We start from the raw sequence: 22,093 nt of genomic DNA on the forward strand, positions 1-22,093 counted from the left end.
ACTTATCGTAGGGCGGAGCGCGAAGGACACTAGCCGCTAGGGCGCCGGAGCTGGACAATTCTCAAAGTCAAAATTAATACTTTCCTTCAAAAAAAGCCTCGGGGTCGTTACTCCCCAAAGCCAATTTCCGCAAACACCATGCGATCCTTGCCATTTATATCATTCACGATTTCAACCTTCACATCTTTAAATGCCTTTTGAAAAAGCTCCGCTACCGCTTCGCCCTGACCGGCCCCAATCTCAAAACATACCAGCCCGCACGGTGCAAGTACTTTTGGCAGCTCCACCATAAAACGACGGTAAAAATCCAGTCCATCCTCGCCCGCAAACAAAGCCCGATGCGGTTCGTGCTCTGTCACCACCTCGGACATCGTCGTCTGATCCCCAAGCGGAATATACGGCGGATTCGAGATAACGACATCGAACGCCCCGCCAATAAACGGCGTTAATAAATCTCCCTGGACAAATTCAACCTCAGCCTGAAGGCGGCGGGCGTTTTCCCTCGCCACCTTCAAAGATTCCTCCGCAATATCAGAGGCAAACACTGTCAGCGACGGCTGTTCAGCATTGGTGCCTGTCACCCTTTTTACTACATCAATAGTGGAATTGGTGTCAGGCACCATACTTGATTCCCATTCGAGCTTTACACTAATGGCAATTGCACCGCTGCCTGTGCCGATGTCAACGAGTTTGATATCCCGGTCGTCTCCTCCAAAAATCTGCTTCATCCTTCTAAGAGCACCGTCAACTAGTTCCTCCGTTTCCGGCCTCGGTATCAACACCTCTTCATTGACGATAAACGTCCGGCCGTAAAATTCCTCCGAGCCGATGAGATACTGCACTGGCACACCCTTCGCATGCTCAAATACCGCACGCTCAAAATCGACCCAAACTTCAGGCGGTAACTCCTCACGCATCTCAGAAAACAACTGCGCCCGCGACAACCCGGTGAAATGCCGCAGCAGCAGTTCCCCTGCATTCTCATCCCGATTCGCCTCTAGTAAAAAAGAAGAAGCCCATTTCAGAGCTTCAAATACTTTTTTACTCATTAGATGCCTCTTCCAGTCTTCTCGCCTGGTCATCCATCACCAATGCATCAATAATTTCATCCAGCTTGCCTTCGATGATTTGATCCAGTTTTTGAATCGTTAAGCCAATGCGGTGATCCGTCACTCGGTTTTGCGGGAAGTTGTACGTGCGAATCCGTTCCGAACGGTCACCGGTACCAACTGCGGATTTACGGACCTGATCATATTCGGCCTGCGCTTCCTGCTGGAACTTGTCATACACACGCGCACGCAATACCTTCATCGCCTTATCCCTGTTTTTATGCTGGGATTTTTCATCCTGAATCGATACCATAATACCTGTTGGAATGTGCGTCAAACGAACGGCCGACATCGTCGTGTTAACGGATTGCCCGCCCGCACCGCTTGAAGCGAACGTATCAAAACGGATATCCTTATCATGAATCTCATACTCAAATTCTTCCGCTTCCGGCAAACAAACAACCGTTGCTGTCGACGTATGAATGCGCCCGCCAGATTCCGTTTCCGGAACACGCTGCACCCGGTGCGCCCCGTTTTCAAATTTCAATTTCGAGTAGGCACCGGAACCATTAATCATAAAACTAATTTCCTTGTAGCCGCCAAGTCCAGTTGGGCTTGCATCGATTAGATCTGTTTTCCATCCCTGCGCCTCCGCATAGCGGCTGTACATCCGATAAAGTGAACCAGCAAACAAAGCAGCCTCATCCCCGCCGGCCGCACCGCGGATTTCAAAGATAACGTTTTTATCATCATTCGGATCCTTTGGAACAAGAAGAATTTTCATCTTTTCTTCCAAATCCGCGATTTGCACCTCCAGCTCATGGACTTCTTCTTTCACCATTTCACGCATTTCAGCATCGAGCTTCTCATCAAGCATCGCCCTTGCATCCTGAAACTGCTCTTTCGCCTCTTTATATTGGCGGTACGTTTGCACGGTTTCTTGTATATCAGCTTGTTCTTTTGAAAATTCACGAAGTTTTTTTGTATCATTAATAATTTCGGGGTCGCTCAAAAGTTCATTTAACCTTTCATAGCGATCCTCCACTGATTGTAGACGATCAAACACAGTCATTCACCTCAAGTTTTAGTCCATAACATTCTAATTATAGTATAGGTGAAAACCAGCGTCAAAACCAAATTGCAGGAGAATTTTTTTGTGGGATATATTGGAGGGTTTTATTTTTTAAAAAATCCCTGCTGTCATAAAAAAAACATGCTCTAAAAATCAGAGCATGCTACCTGCGGTCTTCCTTCACCCGCACTTCAATATTGTATCTTGGCAAGGCCTGAATGAGTTTCTTATGAAGGCGTGCTTCGGCAGCTACTTTCCCCTGGTCAGAAAGCATCCCTTTTTTATAAACAGACACCCACATCCGATCGCCGTTGATCCAGACAGAATCAGTGACATATTCATTCGTATCCGCAATCACTTGTTTAGCCTTGTCGATATCAGTTCCGTGATTTCCGGCTCCTGCTTCGCCGCCGCTTCCCGTATGCTTCAGGTCAAGAAAGTTCGGATTTTGATTGGTAATATCATCTTCGACATAATGCTGCTCGTTCTTGCCACGATTATCGTTGGTCATATTTTTGGGAATATTTTTGCCATTCCCGCGGTCTGACATGTAATTAGGAGCTGTGCGGTCGGAACGCAGGTCGTAGGCTTTCTCATCCGCACTTCGATTATTTTGACATCCGCTAGCGGATAGGACGAACAGCGAGATCACCGAGAAAAACATCCACTTTTTCAGCATATTACACCCCCTATAACTATCATGCCCGTCAGGAGGCCGACCTTGCCGAGAGAAATATTTCCATGACTTCATGTATTGGAAGGGGAATTCCGCCAGTTATTGGATGATTCTGCCAAAATAGGCAGCAATTCCGCTAAACTCCGGAATAATTCCGCCAAATTAAGGCTCATTTCCGCCAACCTTCACCACAATCCCGCAAAACCCCATTCCCAACACAAAAAAAACTGCCCCAGAGAACCAACTCCAAGACAGTGTTTACATTATTAACGGTGTCAGGCACCAATAACTGCTTTCGTACAGTGTTTATACCGCTAACGGTGTCAGGCACCATTACAAAGCACGCCAGCACCTATCGAACGGTGACGGGTGCGGTTTTTGGGATTTCGTGGTGGTGGCGGCAACGGGGCTCGTAGGCCTCGGAAGCGCCGACCAGAATGACCGGGTCATGATAAGATGCCGGACGGCCGTCAATCAGGCGCTGTGTCCTGCTTGATGGAGACCCGCATACCGTGCAGACAGCCTGAAGCTTCGTCACCGACTCAGCAATCGCCATCAACATCGGCATTTGCCCGAACGGCTCACCGCGGAAATCCATATCAAGGCCGGCACAAATCACGCGATGCCCGCTATCCGCCAACTGCTGAACCACCCGGACAATCCCCTCATCAAAAAATTGAATTTCATCAATCGCAATAATATCCATATCCGCTTCAACATGATGAAGAATCTCGATTGAATGGGAAATGGGCTTCGCATGAAAGGAAGATCCATTATGGGAAACTACAGACTGCTCGTGATAGCGATTATCAATTTTCGGCTTAAAAACAGCTATTTTTTGTTTCGCAAATTGAGCTCGTCTGACGCGGCGAATCAATTCCTCCGACTTTCCAGAAAACATACTGCCGCAGATAACCTCAACCCATCCGCTTTGCTTCATTAAGTACATAAAACGGTATCTCCTTCCTAGCTAACCCTTTAAGATCTATCTTATTAAATAAAAAACAGGCAAGCGACTTACTTCTTGCCTGTACGTTTGACGATTATTGTTGTTGCTGTGGAGTCTTAATGCCATATTTTTTGTTGAAACGGTCAACACGTCCGCCAGCTTCAGCGAATTTTTGACGACCAGTATAGAATGGATGACATTCTGAACAAGTTTCAACACGAATTTCCTTCTTCACTGAACCAGTTTCAAAAGTATTTCCGCAAGCACAAGTCACCTGTACCATTTTATAATTTGGATGAATTCCTGCTTTCATTCTTTTCATCTCCTTCCGCCCTGAATCATTCGAAACAGAGTTATCATAAATGCTTGTCAAAAACCAAGCAGTAATATACTTAAAACACACTGCTAACATTATAACAAGGTCAACTTATTTTGGCAAGTTGGGATTTGCTGGTTTTTTTAAAAAAAGGAACCTTAGTTTCCCACCCAACTCGGGCAGTCCCCGGAATAATCCCCTAGGAACGCCGTGACTTCAATTCTTCCCCAAGCTGGGCAAAGAATTCCTCATTCGACTTCGTTTGACGTAATTTTTTCAAGAAGCGTTCGGCAAAGTCTGGTGAGTCTGACATCGATTTCCGAATCGCCCATAATTTATCCAAATGATCCTTCGGAATCAGCAATTCTTCCTTACGTGTGCCGGAACGGCGAATATCAAGCGCAGGGAAAATCCGGCGCTCAGCAAGCTGGCGGTCAAGATGCAGCTCCATATTACCTGTCCCTTTAAATTCCTCATAAATGACATCGTCCATCCGGGAACCGGTATCAACCAATGCTGTTGCGAGGATTGTCAAGCTGCCGCCCTCTTCAATATTACGCGCCGCACCGAAGAAACGCTTTGGACGGTGGAACGCCGCCGGGTCAATCCCCCCGGAAAGTGTCCGTCCGCTTGGCGGAATCACAAGGTTATAGGCACGCGCAAGACGGGTAATGCTGTCCATCAAAATGACGACATCGCGTTTGTGTTCAACAAGGCGCATCGCTCGGTCAAGCACAAGCTCAGCCACTTTAATATGGTTTTCAGGCACCTCATCAAACGTGGAGCTGACAACATCACCAGCAACAGAACGCTCAATGTCGGTTACCTCCTCCGGACGTTCATCGATAAGGAGCACGATTAGCTCGACATCAGGGTGATTCGTTGTAATACTGTTGGCAATCTCCTTCAACAGCATCGTTTTACCAGCCTTTGGCGGTGCGACAATCAGACCCCTTTGGCCAAAACCAACCGGTGCTACGACATCCATAATCCGCGTTGAAAGATGCTTCTGCATCGTTTCCAGCTTCATCATTCTATTTGGATAAAGCGCTGTTAATGCTGGGAAGTAGACACGTTCCTTCGCGGATTCCGGATCTTCACCGTTTACTGCTTCAACGTGCAACAATCCGTAATAGCGTTCATTTTCCTTTGGTGGACGAACCTTACCAGAGACCTTGTCCCCATTACGAAGATCGAAACGTCGGATTTGCGATGCCGAAATATAAATATCCTCTGAGCTCGGCGAATAGTTGATTGGGCGCAAGAATCCGAAACCTTCCGATTGGATGATTTCAAGAACACCTTCCATGAAGAAATAACCCTGCTGTTCAGCACGAGATTTTAAAATCGCAAAAATTAATTCTTTTTTTGTTAATTTGCTGTAATAGGTCACTTTAAATTCGCGAGCAAGCTCATAAAGTTCCTTCAGCTTCATATTTTCTAAACTAGATATTGTTAAGTCCATTTGTGCACCACACTTTAAAATTTTTCCATCAAACCGCTTATTTTTAGGCAGCGGGAGATTGTAAGTAAAATAAAAATTAAGAGATTAGAGGAATTGAATTGGAAGTAGAAAAGAAATGAATAGAATGGCAGAAATAACACTTACTATTTTACCCTCTGTACAAAAAATTAATCAACTACAATTATAAATATTATTTATTGGAAATTATTGGTGCCTGACACCCTTTGCACTATCTCCGTGCAGTTATCGGTGTCAGGCACCATTTGCATCATTTGCATTGTCTACGTGTTACTTAATTACTAAATTTGGTTTTTTCTTTAGGCTGTGGCGTCCTTCGATGAAGCGTACGGTGCCTGATTTGGCGCGCATGACGACGGAGTGCGTGGAGCCGTATGAGCCTTTGAATTGCACGCCGCGTAATAGTTCACCGTCTGTCACACCTGTTGCGGCAAAGATCGCGTCATCGCCTTTCACTAGGTCTTCCATTCGTAATACGCGGTTCACGTCCAAGCCCATCTTAATGCAGCGCTCAAGCTCCGCATCACTTTGCGGCAATAATTTACCCATGATCTCGCCGCCAAGACATTTAAGCGCAACGGCCGAAAGGACACCCTCTGGTGCACCGCCTGAGCCGAACAGAATATCGACGCCCGTGTTATCGAACGCAGTATTGATAGCGCCGGCGACATCGCCGTCATTGATCAATTTAATCCGCGCTCCTGCATCACGAAGCTGAGCAATAATATGTTCATGGCGTTCACGATTTAAGACAGTTGCCACAACATCTTGGATATCTTTGTTTTTCGCCTTCGCCACTGCTTTAAGGTTGTCCAAAACAGATGCATTAATATCAACACAGCCAACGGCTTCAGGGCCAACAGCGATTTTCTCCATGTACATATCCGGTGCATGCAGCAAATTACCATGATCGGCAACGGCAAGAACGGCTAAGGCATTCCAGCCGCCCGATGCTAAAATATTGGTTCCTTCTAACGGGTCAACGGCAACATCCACGCGCGGGCCATAGCCTGTGCCAAGCTTTTCCCCAATATAGAGCATGGGTGCTTCGTCCATTTCCCCTTCACCAATCACAACTGTCCCCTTCATCGGAACTGTATCGAATACATCACGCATCGCTGATGTTGCAGCGCCATCCGCTTCATCCTTCAGCCCACGACCCATCCAGCGGGCACAAGCAAGGGCAGCTCCTTCAGTAACACGAACAAGTTCCATCGTTAAACTTCTTTCCATCGGTTCCATCTCCCATTTCCTCTTTTGTCTATCTACGCAGAGTCAATCAAAGCTACGTGTTTTTAAGGTGTTCTACTTCTTCCTTTGTTAAGGCTTCACGCCAAACCGTGGCACCCAGGCCGTTTAATTTTTCAACGAGGTTACTGTAGCCTCGGTCGATATGCTCAAGACCTGTGACCTCCGTAACTCCCTCGGCAATCAGCCCGGCAATGACGAGCGCCGCCCCTGCCCTAAGGTCGCTTGCTTTCACTTTCGCACCTTGGAGCTGAATCGGGCCATTAATGATGGCAGAACGCCCTTCCACCTTAATATTCGCATTCATTCTTCTCAGTTCATCAATATGTTTAAAACGGGCACCATAAATCGTATCGGTGACAACGCTTGAACCTGTTGCTTTCGTTAAAAGAGTCGTAAATGGCTGCTGCAGGTCTGTTGGGAATCCCGGATACACGAGCGTTTTAATATCAACCGCTTTCAATTTAACCGAGCCATCGACAAATACTTGGTCATCACCAGATTCAATGAATACACCCATCTCACGGAGCTTGGCGATTAGCGATTCTAAATGCTGCGGGATGACATTATCGATTAAGACGCCTTCACCAACAGCGGCACCTAAAATCATATATGTCCCTGCTTCAATTCGGTCAGGAATTATCGTGTGGCGGCAGCCATGCAGTGTGTCCACACCATCAATCCTAATCACGTCCGTACCGGCGCCTTTAATTTTTGCCCCCATGTTGGTTAACAATGTGGCAACATCAATAATTTCTGGCTCTTTCGCGGCATTTTCAATGACCGTACGCCCTTTTGCCCGAACAGCGGCAAGCATAATATTGATCGTCGCACCAACGCTGACAACATCAAGGTAAATGCGGGCACCGCGCAGTTCATCCGCACGCAAATAAATCGCACCCTGCTCATTCGTGATTTGAGCACCAAGCGCTTCGAACCCTTTTATATGCTGGTCAATCGGTCTTGGCCCAAGATGGCAGCCGCCAGGCAGTCCGATGACAGCCTTTTTAAAACGTCCGAGCATGGCCCCCATTAAATAATAGGATGCGCGCAGCTTTTTCACTTTACCGTTTGGCAGCGGCATCGAAATCATCTCAGAAGGGTCGACCGTCATTTCCTCATCCGTCATTTCCACTTTCCCGCCAATTTCCTCAAGCAGGTCTTTCAAAATTTCGACATCAGAAATATGCGGTAATCCTTCGATTGTTACTGGTGATTCTGCTAAAATAGTCGCTGGAATTAAGGCAACGGCACTATTCTTTGCTCCACTGATGCGAACCGTTCCCTTTAACGGATATCCGCCCGCAATTTTAAGTTTTTCCATTTTCGACTCCCTTCTAAGCCTATGTAAGTCATGACTGCTGGTTGGGATGGGGTCCCTATTTTTCAAAAAAATAAAAGACCCCAAGTACCAAAATTGGCTTTAGGTATATTTTTCCAACAATAAAAGTCAAATTCCGACAGCTTGTCTATTCTTTAGTTTACACGAAAATTCTATTTTCATGTATCGAAATTAAAAAAATTTACATCGAAATGGAAAAACCGTGGAATTATTATGCGTTTGTGTGGGCATTCCAGTCATTTAGGAAGCCTTCCATTCCTTTGTCGGTCAATGGATGCTTGGTTAACTGCTCAATGACTTTGTAAGGAATTGTGGCAATATGGGCACCAGCCAACGCTACACGTGTTACGTGGTCAGGATGGCGAACAGATGCCGCAATGATTTGTGCATCCAAGTTGTGAATACGGAATAATTCAGCAATTTTCGCTACTAATAGGACACCATCTTCAGAAATATCATCAAGACGGCCTAAGAATGGAGAAACATAGCTTGCACCTGCGCGGGCTGCTAATAGCGCTTGGTTCACAGTGAAGATTAATGTTACATTGACTTTAACGCCTTTTTTCGCAAGATAACGAGTAGTCTCTAAGCCAGCCACTGTCATAGGAACCTTGATCGTAACTTTTTCATCGCCGCCATTGATTTTGATTAGTTCTTCTGCTTCCGCAATCATTTGTTCAGCTGTTTCGGCATATGGAGAAACCTCTGCAGATACAGATTCCACTTCAGGAACTGCTTGTAAAATTTCCTCGATGCGATCCTCAAATTTCACGCCTTCTTTAGCAACTAACGAAGGATTTGTTGTTACACCGGACAAAACGCCCATTTTATAAGCTTTTTTAATATCAACTAGATTTGCTGTATCGATAAAGAATTTCATGTTGTTCCCTCCAAATTTCGACTAAATTTTCAGTTTTCCATTTACACATTGAAACCGCCCTCTTGCCAAGGGCGGTTATTATTTTAAAAAAATGCCTTTGATTACGCCCTGTTTGATGAACCGAATTCGCGCATTTTACCAATAACGGTTTCTTTAATGGCATCACGAGCTGGGCCCAAGTATTTACGTGGATCGTATTCATTTGGTTTTGCCGCTAATGTTTCGCGGACTGCTTTTGCAGATGCGATTTGGTTTTCGGTGTTCACGTTGATCTTAGCTGTTCCAAGTGAAACAGATTTTTGGATATCCTTTGTTGGGATTCCTGTACCGCCATGAAGTACTAATGGCATATTAGTAAGCTTGCCAATTTCCTCCATTTCAGCAAAACCAAGGTTTGGCTCGCCTTTGTAAGGGCCGTGGACAGAACCTAATGCAGGTGCAAGACAGTCGATGCCAGTGCGCTTTACAAGCTCCACACATTCCTGTGGATCCGCATAAATAACGCCTTCAGCTACAACATCATCCTCTTGTCCGCCGACAGTTCCTAATTCTGCCTCAACAGAAACACCTTTTGAATGCGCATATTCTACTACTTTAGAAGTAATTTCAATATTCTCTTCAAATGGATGGTGGGAAGCATCAATCATAACAGATGTGAAGCCGGCATCAATCGCCTCTTTACATTTGTCAAAGCTTGAACCGTGGTCAAGGTGGATCGCCACTGGAACGGTAATTTTATAATCTTCTAATAAGCCTTCAACCATTTTTACAACCGTTTTGAATCCGCCGATATAACGTCCTGCACCTTCAGAAACACCTAGAATAACAGGTGAATTTTCTGCTTGTGCCGCTTGAAGAATTGCTTGCGTAAATTCCAAGTTATTAATGTTAAATTGCCCAACAGCGTAGCCTTCCGCCTTCGCTTTATTAAGCATGTCTTTCATGGATACTAAAGGCATTTCTCTTCCTCCTTAAATTAGGTTGCTGCCATTCGAAAACAGGGTCTTCCCTAACAGGTTTTCCCGCTGAATTGACGATTATGTATAAATCGAAATGATAGCCAGCCTGTATAAAAGTTCATATGTATCATAACAAAACAAAGGAGGAAATACCATCAATCAAACCCAGTTTTTTAAACTGTCATAATGAAAGCGCACCCATTGATAGACATGCTTTTTTTCAAAAAAAAGCACCGAAAAAAAGGCTATTATGCCCCTCTTTAATTCGCATTTTGGGGAATATGTTTGCGCACAGCCGCCCTAATATCATCAATATCAAAAGGTTTAGCGAAATGGGTAATCGCCCCAAGATCCCTGGCTTCCTGAATCATATCCAATTCGCCGTAGGCAGTCATGATAATGACACGAATATCCGGATCAATGACTTTCATTCGTTTTAAAATTTCAATTCCGTCCATTCCCGGTATTTTCATATCGAGCAGCACAAGATCCGGGTCATGCTTGGTGACAATATCCAGTGCCTGAACCCCATTTGCCGCCTGAAAGGTTTGATACCCTTCCTTTTGGAACACCTCATTTAGCAAAATACGAATGCCAAATTGATCGTCGACAATTAAAATTTTTTCCTTCATTAATTCCACCTCTTCCTTAATGATTTTTAAATGATGAATAGATATCACTTGTAATAGTTCTACTTTGTGTGGGAAATTTCCTGCCTGTTTTTTTACTACAATAGTGTTATTTTGTGGAAATTGGCTTTTATTTTTGCCTTTTTGCGAAAAAGCTTATAATAGGATGGTGATAAGGAGGGTTTTTATGTTAAAAATGTTTGCTACCCAATTAACAGGCATTTTCAAAAAAATAGATGAAAAAGAGGAATTTTCGTTTGAAGATGGGGCGCGCTTGCTTGCTCAAGCTCCTGTTGGGGACGGTTCCATCTATCTTTTTGGAACAAAGGAAATGAGGGCCGTCGAATATGAGGCGCTAGAAGGTGCCGAGCCATTTCTAGAGGCAAAGCTGCTATCTGCGACAAGTGTGGAGCAACTTAGCGATGCCGATCGTGTCGTGATTTTCACACGGACTGCCGGTGATGAAGAAGCGGTCGCACTGGGGAGGCAACTCCGCGAAAGAGACATTCCCTTTGTCGCGGTTTCGACCGTGATGGAGCATGATACGGAGGGCGATTTGGCGGAACTAGCAGATGTCCATATTGATTTGCGGTTGACAAGAGGCTTACTTCCAGACGATATGGGAAATCGCTATGGCTATCCCTCTTCAATGGCGGCATTGTTCGTCTATTATGGCTTAAAATTTACGATTGAAGAGATGTTGGCGGAATATGAAGAGTAAATGCGGCCCTTTAATGGGTCGTTTTTTTGAAAAATCAGTTTTACTCGCGGGTTTGGGGATTTTACTCGCCACTTTTGTGGATTTACTCGCGGGATTTCGAATTTTACTCGCCACTTTTGTGGATTTACTCGCGGGATTTCGAATTTTACTCGCCACTTTCGTGGATTTACTCGCGGGATTTCGAATTTTACTCGCCACTTTCGCCACTTTACTCGCCACTTCACCCGTTTTACTATCAAAATAAGACCAGCCCCCCGAAAAACGGAGAACTGGTCCACCAAAAGGTTTATTTTTGAATTGAAGCCTGGATAAAATCCCGGAACAACGGCTGCGGGCGCGTTGGTCTTGAGACAAATTCAGGATGGAACTGGGACGCCACAAACCATGGATGATCCGCAAGCTCAATAATTTCAACCAAACGGCCATCAGGGCTTGTCCCGGAGAAAATAAACCCGCGGGCTTCCATTTCTTGGCGATAATGATTGTTAAATTCATAACGATGACGGTGACGCTCGTATACCACTTCATCATCATAGGCAGCAAATGCCTTCGTTCCTTCAATCAAACGGCAAGGGTATAACCCTAAGCGCAATGTACCGCCCAAATCCTCGATATCCTTCTGCTCTGGAAGTAAATCAATAATTGGATGTGCTGTCGTTGGGACAAATTCTGCTGAGTGGGCATCTGAATACCCAAGCACATTACGGGCAAATTCAATCGTTGCCAGCTGCATCCCTAAACAAATGCCAAGGAATGGCTTCTTCGTTTCACGCGCATAGCGGGTTGCTTCAATTTTCCCTTCAATCCCGCGGTCACCAAAGCCGCCAGGAACGAGCACTCCATCCACATCGTCAAGCAATTCTGCTACATTTTCTCTTGTCACTTCTTCTGAATTAATCCATTTAATTTCCACATCGGTATCAAAAGCATAACCGGCATGCTTCATGGCTTCGACAACAGAAATATAGGCATCTTGGAGCTCAACATATTTTCCGACAAGACCGATACGCGTCTTATTGGAAAGGTTCTTCACGCGGTCCACTAACGCCTTCCACTCAGTCATCTCCGCTATATTAGTATTTAATTTCAGATGGTCGCAGACAATTTGATCCATATTTTGCTCTTGCAGTGCCAGTGGAATTGAATAAAGGGTATCCGCATCCTGACATTCGATGACCGCTTTCGCATCAATATCACAAAACAGGGCAATTTTATCCTTCATATCCTGTGAAACGGGCATTTCCGTACGAACAACAATAATATTTGGCTGAATCCCAAGGCTGCGAAGCTCTTTTACACTGTGCTGTGTCGGTTTCGTCTTCATTTCACCGGCCGCTTTTATGTACGGAATCAGCGTACAGTGAATGTACATGACATTTTCACTGCCAATATCGCTTTTCATTTGACGGATGGCTTCTAAAAATGGCAGTGATTCGATATCCCCAACCGTGCCGCCGATTTCCGTGATAACGACATCCGCATTGGTTTCATTGCCGGCACGGACGCAGCGCTCCTTAATTTCGTTGGTAATGTGCGGAATAACCTGTACAGTTGCACCCAAATAATCGCCGCGGCGCTCTTTACGTAATACAGTTGAATAGATTTTTCCGGTTGTTACGTTTGAATACTTGTTTAAATTGATATCAATAAAACGCTCATAGTGGCCAAGGTCTAGATCCGTTTCCGCGCCGTCACCGGTTACAAACACTTCACCATGCTGGTACGGACTCATCGTTCCCGGGTCGACGTTAATGTACGGGTCAAATTTTTGAATGGTGACACTCAGTCCCCGATTTTTCAACAAGCGGCCTAATGAGGCAGCGGTAATCCCTTTTCCAAGTGAGGATACAACCCCACCGGTTACAAAAATATACTTTGTCATACATGTTCCCCCTTAATTACAGTGTGTACATTATGCAGGTAGTTTAAGGATTTTTTAAAAAATTATGTCCCTATTGCTCCAACAAAACGAAAAAACTCCTATCAACCGGAGTTTTTTTAAATAAAAAGCGCTCCATCTCGCATTTGCAAGGGAGCGCATATTCGTAAATAATCATTCGTCCTTTTTTAAGGAGCCCAAAAAAGATATTACAAGGGCGGGAATAAAAAGTCAAGCTGTTTCGTTTGGGAAAACCCTGGCCGAAACGAGATACTAGTCTTCTTTTTCCTCGTCATCCTCGAACTCTTCCTCTTCTTCTTCGAGTTCATCTTCATCATCAAGGACTTCTTCTTCATCAAGCTCGAATTCTTCATCGTCCTCAAGGACTTCCTCATCGTCATCTTCATCAAATTCATCCACTTCATCAAGATCAATCTCTTCTTCATCATCAAGGAGATCATCTTCATCGGTGAAATCATCAAGATCATCATAATCTTCGTCCTCGACTTCATCGAAATCATCGAGTTCCTCTTCATCGACAACCTTCTTCGCCTTTTTCTTCTTCGGTTTAACGACGGTCATCACTTCTTCCTCCGCCGTATCGACAGGATACCAAACGCGGAGTCCCCAGCGGTTGTCACCTAATGAACGGAACCGGCCATCGATGTTAATATCAGTATAAAACTGTGCCAGACGGGATTTGATTTCATCGTTGGAAATTCCGGCAGAGGTCTGGATCTCTTTCACTAATTCATGAAAGGAGATTGGCTGTTTGCTATTTTTTAAAAATTCATAAGCCATTTCGAGGAGGGATAATTCTTTCAATTCCTCTTTTGAGTATTGTGCTAAACTCATTTTTGGCACTTCCTTTCTCTATTTAACACTCTTTAAATCGAGTAGTTAAGGGCATTTCTACCATGTATGACCCGGAGCGCCTAGGCGCTTCAGCTTTTCTATAAAAATACATATTCTTCATTATAAACAAATTCTTCCCGTTTATGCTAGTTCAAGTTGGACAATCACTTGATTTTTTCATTCGGGGGTTCATTCTTATCCTCTTCCTTCAGCTTTTTCATCTCCTTTATGGAAATGACAAGAAAAAAGATCGCTAGTAATAGAAAGGAAATGGCGCCTAATTGGCGTTGATAGAGATAGTTTAATGGCCAGGCAAAAATGATTAAAACAATAATTATGTGACTAACCTTCATCTGTACACACCCGCCCATAAGCCCTAGAAGTTTGAATGCTCTTTTGATTATATAAGATAAATGCTTATTTTAATATCTCCTCGAATAATAAAATTACTAAAAAAATACAATGGCCTAAAAAACAGCCATTGTATTTGTGGTGCCTGACACCATTAACCACATTTCCATGCTTTCAATGATGGCGGCTCATAAAATGGTGTCAGGCACCATTTTCCTTCTTTTTACATATTGCGGCGATACTGCCCGCCGACTTCGTATAATGCGCGAGTGATTTGTCCTAGGCTTGCGACTTGGACGGTTTCCATTAGAGCATCAAAAATGTTGCCGCCGCTCACCGCCGCTTCCTTCAAGCGTTTCAAGGCATCCGCTGACTCCCCGGCATGCACTTCCTGAAAGGCACGTAAATTGTGAATCTGTAATTCCTTTTCCTCAGTTGTTGCCCTGGCTAGTTCCATATTATTGACGTCTTCCTCTGAAGGAGGATTCGGATTCAAATACGTATTAACGCCGATAATTGGCAATTCACCCGTATGTTTTTTCATTTCATAGTACATCGACTCATCCTGAATCTTGCCGCGCTGGTACTGCGTCTCCATCGAACCAAGCACCCCTCCGCGATCGTTCAGCCGTTCAAATTCCTGCAGCACCGCTTCCTCGACAAGCTCCGTCAGCTCTTCTACCACAAAAGATCCCTGCAGCGGATTCTCATTTTTCGCCAATCCATGTTCTTTTGTGATAATCATCTGAATCGCCATCGCCCGGCGCACCGATTCCTCAGTTGGTGTCGTAATCGCCTCATCATAGGCATTCGTGTGCAGCGAATTACAGTTATCCTGCAAAGCCATCAGAGCCTGCAAGGTCGTGCGGATATCATTGAAATCAATTTCCTGTGCATGCAGTGATCTCCCTGATGTCTGAACATGGTATTTTAATTTCTGGCTACGTTCATTCGCACCATACTTATCACGCATCACCGTTGCCCAAATCCGGCGCGCCACCCGGCCAATCACCGTATACTCCGGATCCAAGCCATTACTAAAGAAAAACGACAGATTCGGCGCAAAATCATCAATCTTCATCCCGCGGCTCAAATAATACTCCACATACGTAAATCCGTTTGACAGCGTGAACGCCAGCTGCGAAATCGGATTCGCACCAGCTTCAGCAATATGATAGCCGGAAATCGACACCGAATAGTAGTTGCGCACTTGATGATCAATGAAATATTGCTGAATATCGCCCATCATTCGTAAGGCAAATTCTGTTGAAAAAATACACGTATTCTGGCCTTGGTCTTCTTTTAAAATATCGGCCTGCACCGTACCGCGCACCGTCCGAAGCGTAAAGCTACGAACCTCCGCAAACTCTTCAACCGTCAACACGCGCCCAAGCTCGGCTTCTTTCTTCTGCACCTGCTGGTCAATCGCCGTGTTCATAAACATCGCTAAAATAATCGGCGCTGGGCCATTAATCGTCATCGAAACCGATGTCGACGGGTGACATAAATCAAAACCGTCATACAACTTTTTCATATCATCTAAGGTACAAATGCTGACACCGCTCTCGCCGACCTTACCGTAAATATCAGGGCGGTAATCCGGGTCTTCCCCGTATAATGTCACCGAATCAAATGCGGTACTTAAACGTTTCGCATCATCGTCCTTCGATAAATAATGGAAACGGCGATTTGTCCGCTCCGGTGTGCCTTCGCCGGCAAACTGGCGTTTCGGATCTTCCCCCTCACGCTTGAACGGGAATACCCCGGCCGTATACGGGAATGAGCCCGGAACATTTTCCTGGTACACCCAGCGTAGAATTTCCCCGTAATCCTTATAACGCGGCAACACTACTTTCGGTATATCGAGCCCAGATAAGCTTTTTGATTTTAACACCGTGATAATCTCTTTATCACGAATACGCGTAACGAATTGATCACTAGCATAAGCGGCTTTCGTCTCAGCCCACGTAGAAAGGATTTTCCTTGATTCCGGCGTCAACTTCTCCTCTGTTTCCTGCTTCACCACTTCAAGAGCTGCGACTACCTCAGGCTGCCCTGCCATCGCCTCCAAAGCCCCTTCAAGCTGGAATAATTTCCGGGCAATATTCGCTTGCTCCTCCGCCTTCCGATGATATCCGCGCACCGTTTCCGAAATCTCACGCAAATAATACCGGCGATCCGTTGGAATAATCATGTTTTGTTTTTCCACGACAACGCCATTCTTGCTAAATGACGTCACCCAATCCGTTGCCATGGCAGCATTAATTTTTTCCACTAATGCCGCAAACAAGGCGTTCGTACCAGGGTCATGGAACTGGCTGGCAATCGTACCGTACACCGGCATTTCCTCAATTTGCATCTCAAACAGCATATGATTGCGCTGATACTGCTTTTGCACCTGCCGCTTTGCATCCTCCGAGCCCTTGCGCTCGAATTTATTGATGACAATCAAATCAGCAAAATCAAGCATATCAATCTTTTCAAGCTGTGACGGCGCCCCAAATTCACTCGTCATCACGTACATGGAGACATCACAAATTTCCGTGATTTCCGCATCCCCCTGGCCGATGCCGCTCGTTTCAACAATCACGAGGTCAAACCCAGCTGCCTTCGTGACCGCCACCGCATCTTTAATCGCCAGCGACAACTCATTTTTCGAACGTCGTGTTGCCAGACTGCGCATATACACATTCGGCGAGAAAATTGCATTCATCCGGATCCGGTCGCCTAATAAAGCCCCGCCCGTTTTTTGCTTCGTCGGATCAACCGAAAGAATCGCGACCCGTTTTTCCGGGAATTCATTGATAAAACGGCGGATCAATTCGTCCGTTAACGAACTTTTTCCAGCGCCGCCCGTTCCTGTAATCCCGACCACAGGAATCCCCTTCTCAAGGGACTTCACTTGTTCCAGCACCTGCTCCGCTGTTGCCGCCGCCTCGTTACTTTTATCCACATGCAGCTCAGCTAAAGTAATCAGCTTGGCAATACTGTTAACCTCGCCCGAAGGCAATTTTTCAATATGCTCGGAAACTTCCTCTGTTGCCACCGTAGAAAAGTCACATTCCTGGATCATCCGGTCAATCATGCCCTGCAGGCCAAGCTTCCGGCCGTCTTCAGGCGAGAAAATCCACGCAATCCCATATTGATGCAGCTCATCGATTTCGCGGGGAATAATCACCCCGCCGCCGCCACCGTAAATGCGGATATTGGGCGCGCCCTTTTCCTTTAACAGGTCATACATATATTTAAAGTATTCAACGTGCCCGCCTTGATATGACGAAATCGCAATCCCCTGCACATCCTCCTGAATCGCGGCATTCACGACCTCCTCCACCGAACGGTTGTGGCCAAGATGAATGACCTCCGCCCCGCTCGCCTGAAGAATCCGGCGCATAATATTAATTGAAGCATCATGACCGTCAAACAAACTCGACGCCGTCACAAAACGGATATGATGCTTTGGCTGATAAGTACCCATCGTGCTAGCTCCCCCTTTTTGTAAAAATGAACCTAGTCCAACACTCGCTGCCTTTATTCACTTTTCGGAACAGTGCCAGTTGCCGAGACCTCTGCACTAATCCCCGATAATAAGAGCTCCGTCTGCAGCTCAATGTATTCCTCGAGCGTAAATAACTTCCGTAACGCCCAGCGGCGAAAGCCCCACATTTGCCCCTGGACAAAAATGTTATGGGCAATCATCGCCACCTGTTTCTTCGACAGGTGCAGCTCCCCGTTTTCCACACATCTCGAAAGCAAGTTCTCAAACATGCCGACCATTTCCATTTCTTTTTTCAAGACATATGGCAATGCATCCTTTGAGAGCGACTTCACTTCCTGATACATCACGAGCACTTCCGCCTGCATCTCATCCATGACTTGAAAAAAGTTGGCGATTCCAAGCTTCAAGCTGTCCAATGTCCCCTTTTTCAAGGCAAGATCCTGCTGCAGGCGCTCGCTGACATGATCATAAATACTGTCGCAAACAAGGTACAGCACGTCTTCCTTTGTACGAATATATTCATACAGCGTCCCGATGCTAAACCCGGCCGCCTTGGCAATTTCCCTTGTTGTCGTCCGGTGAAACCCCTTTTGTTTAAAAAGGGCAACAGCCCCTTTAATCATTTGGTCGCGCCGTTTTTGCACGAGGCGCTCATCCTTGACCGAAGCCTGTACTTCCCGCTTATTCATCTCTCTAACCGCCTTTGATCGATTTGGGCGATCTATGATTACCGCCTTTCTCTTGTCTAGCTGCAGCGCCTAGGGGCTCGGGGTCATAAGCCAATCCGTCCAGAAGGTTAAAGAGCAACCTTCTAGCCGGCTCGTCTTATGCCTGTCGCCCCTGTGCAAGGCGCTTCCGCTTTTCTAGTTATTTTGTTAACATCCGTGAAATAACGAGGCGCTGAATTTCCTGTGTTCCCTCATAAATCTGGGTGATTTTCGCATCACGCATGAAACGCTCCACCGGATAATCCTTCGTATAGCCATAACCGCCGAACACTTGAACGGCTTCCGTTGTCACCTTCATCGCCGTGTCACCGGCAAATAATTTCGACATTGCTGATTCTTTTCCGTATGGTAAGCCGTTGGATTCCAACCACGCCGCTTGATAGGTTAATAGTCTTGAAGCCTCAATATTCGTCGCCATATCGGCTAATTTAAAGCTGATGCCTTGGTTTGCCACAATTGGTTTCCCGAACTGATGGCGTTCCTTCGCATAGTCGACTGCTGCATCAAGTGCCCCTTGCGCAATCCCCACTGCCTGCGCGGCGATGCCATTGCGGCCGCCATCAAGTGTCATCATCGCCACTTTAAAGCCGTCGCCTTCTTCGCCAAGTCGGTTGGCAACAGGTACCTTACAATCTTCAAAAATAATTTCCGTTGTCGGTGATGAACGAATGCCGAGTTTCTTTTCCTTTTTCCCAACAGAGAAGCCCAGGAAGTCGCTCTCCACGATAAACGCAGTCGTACCTTTATGCTTGCTGGTTGGATCTGTTACGGCAAAGACAACATAAATTTCGGCTTCTCCACCGTTAGTGATGAAAATTTTTGAACCATTTAGAACATAATGGTCGCCCTCGAGACGTGCTGTCGTTCTCATTCCGCCAGCATCCGAGCCGCTGCCTGGCTCCGTTAAGCCATACGCGCCAATTTTCTTGCCTTCTGCCATTGGACGAAGGTATTTTTGCTTTTGCTCTTCATTGCCAAATTTGTATATTGGCCAGCCGGCAAGGGAGGTGTGGGCGGATAGCATAACGCCTGTTGACGCATCAACGCGGGACAGCTCCTCCACTGCAATACAATACGCAAGAAAATCGCTGCCAATGCCGCCGTACTCTTCCGGCCACGGAATCCCCGTTAAGCCAAGCTCCGCCATCTTGTCAAAAATTTCGCGGTCAAAGCGCTCTTCCTCATCGCGCTCCGCTGCTGTTGGTGCCACTTCATTCCGCGCAAAATCGCGTACCATTTTACGAATCATTTCATGCTCTTCCGATAATTTAAATTGCATTTTTACGTCCTCCTAGGGTTAAATTTGGAAAGTATCAACAAAATTTTGGAATATATGAACAAAAATCAGGCAGTTATGAACAAATCACTCTTTCACACATCAAAAACCGGCCATTTAAAGATATTTACTAATCACAATCCGCTGAATCTCGCTCGTACCTTCGTAAATCTCCGTCACCTTTGCATCACGGAAATAGCGCTCCACCGGATAATCTTCCGTATAGCCGTAGCCGCCAAATACTTGAATCGCTTCCGTCGTTACCTCAACCGCTGTCTTCGTCGCAAACAGCTTCGCCATCGAAGCCTCCATGCCGCATTTCAAACCTTTGCTGCGCAAATCCGCAGCACGATAGACTAATAGTTTGGCTGCCTCGACACTTGTTGCCATGTCGGCAAGCTTAAAGGCAATCCCTTGCTGGGCAGCAATCGGCTTGCCAAATTGTTCGCGCTCCTTCGCGTAGGCGGTTGCGGCAGACAGTGCGGCCTCAGCAATTCCAAGTGCCTGGGTGGCAATCCCAATGCGGCCGACATCAAGGTTGGCCATTGCAATTTTAAAGCCTTCACTTTCGTTGCCGAGAAGATTTTCCACCGGAACATGCATGTCTTCAAACGTCAGCTGAACCGTTCGTGAGCCGTGCAAGCCCATTTTCTTCTCATCCTTGCCTATAACAAGGCCAGGGGTATCCTTTTCCACAATAAAAGCAGCAATGCCTTTTGTACCTAATCTCGCGTCGGTATTCGCAAAGACAATATAAATATCGGCCTCACCGCCGTTAGTAATAAACATTTTTGAGCCATTGAGAACATAATGGCCGCCCTTCTTGACTGCCCGGGTCTTTAAGCTCGCAGCATCCGACCCTGAGCTTGGCTCGGTTAAGCAAAAGGCACCCAAATACTCCCCAGAGGCAAGCTTCGGCACGTACTTTTGCTTCTGTTCCTCTGTGCCAAAATAAACAATCGGGTTGGTGCCTACTGAGGTATGCACAGAAAGGATGACACCGAGCGTTGCGCTCACCCTGGAAATCTCGTTAATCGCAATGATATAAGAGGTGAAATCCATTTCAGCCCCGCCGTATTTTTCCGGAACCGGTATCCCCATCAGGCCTAGTTCGCCCATTTTTCGAAGGATCTCACGCGGGAATTCCCCTTTTTCCATGTTTTCAATGAATGGGGCAATTTCGTTCTCGGCAAAATCACGAACCATTTTTCGCATCATTTCTTGTTCGGCTGTAAACGTCAGATTCACTGTGATCTCCCCTTAGAGGATAAATTAGTCGTACGTGTAAAACCCGCGTCCCGTTTTCTTACCGAGCCAGCCAGCTTTTACATATTTGCGCAGTAGCGGACATGGGCGGTATTTATCATCGCCAAAGCCATCGTGAAGCGTTTCCATAATGTACAGGCATGTATCCAAACCGATAAAATCAGCCAAGGTTAATGGCCCCATCGGGTGGTTCATCCCAAGCTTCATCACGTCATCAATCGCTTCCTTCGTAGCAACGCCCTCATACAATGTAAAAATGGCTTCATTAATCATCGGCATCAGCACGCGATTGGAGACGAATCCAGGATAGTCATTGACTTCGACAGGCACCTTGCTCAAGGTTTTTGTCATATCTTCAATCACTTGGTACACTTCATCAGCTGTTGCCAAACCTCGGATAATTTCCACAAGCTTCATGACCGGCACTGGATTCATAAAATGCATGCCGATGACTTTTTCCGGACGCTTCGTGGCCGCCGCAATTTCTGTAATCGGCAGCGAAGAGGTATTGCTTGCTAAGATTGCATGCGCTGGGGCAATTTCATCTAACTGGGCAAATATTTTTGCCTTAATTTCCATATTTTCAACGGCTGCCTCAATAACAAGATCAACGCCGCTTGCATCGTTCAAATCGGTTGATGCAGTCAGCCTTGCCAAAACCTCTTGCTTTTGTTCCTCTGTCATCCTGCCTTTATCAACGTTGCGCGATAGATTTTTGTTAATGCCCGCTAAGCCGCGCTCCACGAATTCCGGTTTTAAATCGTTTAATAAGACCTTATATCCCGCCTGGGCACAAACTTGAGCAATTCCTGATCCCATTTGCCCTGCCCCGATTACCATTACATTTGAAACTTGCATGTTTTCCCCTCCAATTTTTCTAAAATAGAACTATGCGACAGTAAAAGCCGCTTATCC

General features: G+C 45.9%; 21 protein-coding genes. 2 read left to right on the top strand and 19 right to left on the bottom strand.

What is annotated here, in order from left to right:
- Positions 1–107: 107 nt before the first annotated feature.
- The 11 genes from prmC to BABA_RS21945 form a co-directional block, all read right to left on the bottom strand.
- The gene (gene prmC, locus BABA_RS21895; RefSeq protein WP_007087436.1) at positions 108–1,049 is read right to left on the bottom strand and encodes a peptide chain release factor N(5)-glutamine methyltransferase; all 942 of its coding nucleotides are present in this window, start codon (positions 1,047–1,049) and stop codon (positions 108–110) included.
- The gene (gene prfA, locus BABA_RS21900) at positions 1,042–2,115 is read right to left on the bottom strand and encodes a peptide chain release factor 1 (protein WP_007087437.1); all 1,074 of its coding nucleotides are present in this window, start codon (positions 2,113–2,115) and stop codon (positions 1,042–1,044) included. Before prfA ends, prmC begins: the two co-directional genes overlap by 8 nt.
- A 169-nt stretch (positions 2,116–2,284) precedes the next feature.
- The gene (locus tag BABA_RS21905; RefSeq protein WP_007087438.1) at positions 2,285–2,800 is read right to left on the bottom strand and encodes a hypothetical protein; all 516 of its coding nucleotides are present in this window, start codon (positions 2,798–2,800) and stop codon (positions 2,285–2,287) included.
- Between the two features lie 349 nt (positions 2,801–3,149).
- The gene (locus tag BABA_RS21910) at positions 3,150–3,746 is read right to left on the bottom strand and encodes a thymidine kinase (RefSeq protein WP_007087439.1); all 597 of its coding nucleotides are present in this window, start codon (positions 3,744–3,746) and stop codon (positions 3,150–3,152) included.
- A 94-nt stretch (positions 3,747–3,840) separates the two neighbouring features.
- Positions 3,841–4,059 carry a 50S ribosomal protein L31 gene (rpmE, locus tag BABA_RS21915; RefSeq protein WP_007087440.1) on the bottom strand — a complete coding sequence of 73 codons (219 nt, stop codon included), beginning with the start codon at positions 4,057–4,059 and terminating at the stop codon, positions 3,841–3,843.
- 202 nt (positions 4,060–4,261) lie between these two features.
- Complete coding sequence (gene rho, locus BABA_RS21920; RefSeq protein ID WP_007087441.1) at positions 4,262–5,527, bottom strand: transcription termination factor Rho; 1,266 nt, start codon at positions 5,525–5,527, stop codon at positions 4,262–4,264.
- A 288-nt stretch (positions 5,528–5,815) separates the two neighbouring features.
- The gene (gene glpX / locus BABA_RS21925; RefSeq protein WP_007087442.1) at positions 5,816–6,778 is read right to left on the bottom strand and encodes a class II fructose-bisphosphatase; all 963 of its coding nucleotides are present in this window, start codon (positions 6,776–6,778) and stop codon (positions 5,816–5,818) included.
- Positions 6,779–6,830: 52 nt separating this feature from the next.
- A complete protein-coding gene (locus BABA_RS21930) occupies positions 6,831–8,117 on the bottom strand; it encodes a UDP-N-acetylglucosamine 1-carboxyvinyltransferase (protein ID WP_007087443.1) in 1,287 nt (428 codons plus the stop codon).
- 229 nt (positions 8,118–8,346) lie between these two features.
- The gene (gene fsa / locus BABA_RS21935; protein ID WP_007087444.1) at positions 8,347–9,015 is read right to left on the bottom strand and encodes a fructose-6-phosphate aldolase; all 669 of its coding nucleotides are present in this window, start codon (positions 9,013–9,015) and stop codon (positions 8,347–8,349) included.
- Between the two features lie 101 nt (positions 9,016–9,116).
- Positions 9,117–9,974: a class II fructose-bisphosphate aldolase gene (locus BABA_RS21940; protein WP_007087445.1), complete on the bottom strand. Its 858-nt coding sequence runs from the start codon at positions 9,972–9,974 to the stop codon at positions 9,117–9,119.
- Positions 9,975–10,234: 260 nt separating this feature from the next.
- Positions 10,235–10,606, bottom strand: coding sequence for a response regulator (locus tag BABA_RS21945; RefSeq protein ID WP_007087446.1), 372 nt, complete (start codon positions 10,604–10,606; stop codon positions 10,235–10,237).
- Positions 10,607–10,790: 184 nt separating this feature from the next.
- On the opposite strand from BABA_RS21945, the gene BABA_RS21950 reads away from it, so the two are divergent.
- Together BABA_RS21950 and BABA_RS21955 are read left to right on the top strand one after the other, a co-directional pair.
- On the top strand, positions 10,791–11,324 hold the full coding sequence (locus BABA_RS21950) for a DUF2529 domain-containing protein (protein ID WP_007087447.1): 534 nt from the start codon (positions 10,791–10,793) through the stop codon (positions 11,322–11,324).
- 13 nt (positions 11,325–11,337) lie between these two features.
- Positions 11,338–11,568: a hypothetical protein gene (locus tag BABA_RS21955; protein WP_157273244.1), complete on the top strand. Its 231-nt coding sequence runs from the start codon at positions 11,338–11,340 to the stop codon at positions 11,566–11,568.
- A 42-nt stretch (positions 11,569–11,610) separates the two neighbouring features.
- Here BABA_RS21955 and BABA_RS21960 read toward each other — a convergent pair whose 3' ends face one another.
- The 8 genes from BABA_RS21960 to BABA_RS21995 form a co-directional block, all read right to left on the bottom strand.
- Positions 11,611–13,206, bottom strand: a complete 1,596-nt coding sequence (locus BABA_RS21960; RefSeq protein WP_007087449.1) for a CTP synthase — start codon at positions 13,204–13,206, stop codon at positions 11,611–11,613.
- 270 nt (positions 13,207–13,476) lie between these two features.
- The gene (gene rpoE, locus BABA_RS21965) at positions 13,477–14,058 is read right to left on the bottom strand and encodes a DNA-directed RNA polymerase subunit delta (RefSeq protein ID WP_007087450.1); all 582 of its coding nucleotides are present in this window, start codon (positions 14,056–14,058) and stop codon (positions 13,477–13,479) included.
- 164 nt (positions 14,059–14,222) lie between these two features.
- Positions 14,223–14,411, bottom strand: a complete 189-nt coding sequence (locus BABA_RS21970) for a hypothetical protein (RefSeq protein WP_007087451.1) — start codon at positions 14,409–14,411, stop codon at positions 14,223–14,225.
- 221 nt (positions 14,412–14,632) lie between these two features.
- Positions 14,633–17,887 carry a fused isobutyryl-CoA mutase/GTPase IcmF gene (gene icmF / locus BABA_RS21975; protein WP_007087452.1) on the bottom strand — a complete coding sequence of 1,085 codons (3,255 nt, stop codon included), beginning with the start codon at positions 17,885–17,887 and terminating at the stop codon, positions 14,633–14,635.
- A 53-nt stretch (positions 17,888–17,940) separates the two neighbouring features.
- Positions 17,941–18,597 carry a TetR/AcrR family transcriptional regulator gene (locus BABA_RS21980; RefSeq protein ID WP_007087453.1) on the bottom strand — a complete coding sequence of 219 codons (657 nt, stop codon included), beginning with the start codon at positions 18,595–18,597 and terminating at the stop codon, positions 17,941–17,943.
- A 178-nt stretch (positions 18,598–18,775) separates the two neighbouring features.
- On the bottom strand, positions 18,776–19,915 hold the full coding sequence (locus tag BABA_RS21985) for an acyl-CoA dehydrogenase (protein WP_007087454.1): 1,140 nt from the start codon (positions 19,913–19,915) through the stop codon (positions 18,776–18,778).
- Positions 19,916–20,029: 114 nt separating this feature from the next.
- Positions 20,030–21,160 carry an acyl-CoA dehydrogenase gene (locus tag BABA_RS21990; RefSeq protein ID WP_007087455.1) on the bottom strand — a complete coding sequence of 377 codons (1,131 nt, stop codon included), beginning with the start codon at positions 21,158–21,160 and terminating at the stop codon, positions 20,030–20,032.
- Positions 21,161–21,184: 24 nt separating this feature from the next.
- Positions 21,185–22,036, bottom strand: coding sequence for a 3-hydroxybutyryl-CoA dehydrogenase (locus BABA_RS21995; protein ID WP_007087456.1), 852 nt, complete (start codon positions 22,034–22,036; stop codon positions 21,185–21,187).
- Positions 22,037–22,093 lie beyond the last annotated feature (57 nt).

Source organism: Neobacillus bataviensis LMG 21833 (genome assembly GCF_000307875.1).
GTDB classification, from domain to species: Bacteria; Bacillota; Bacilli; order Bacillales; family Cytobacillaceae; genus Neobacillus; species Neobacillus bataviensis.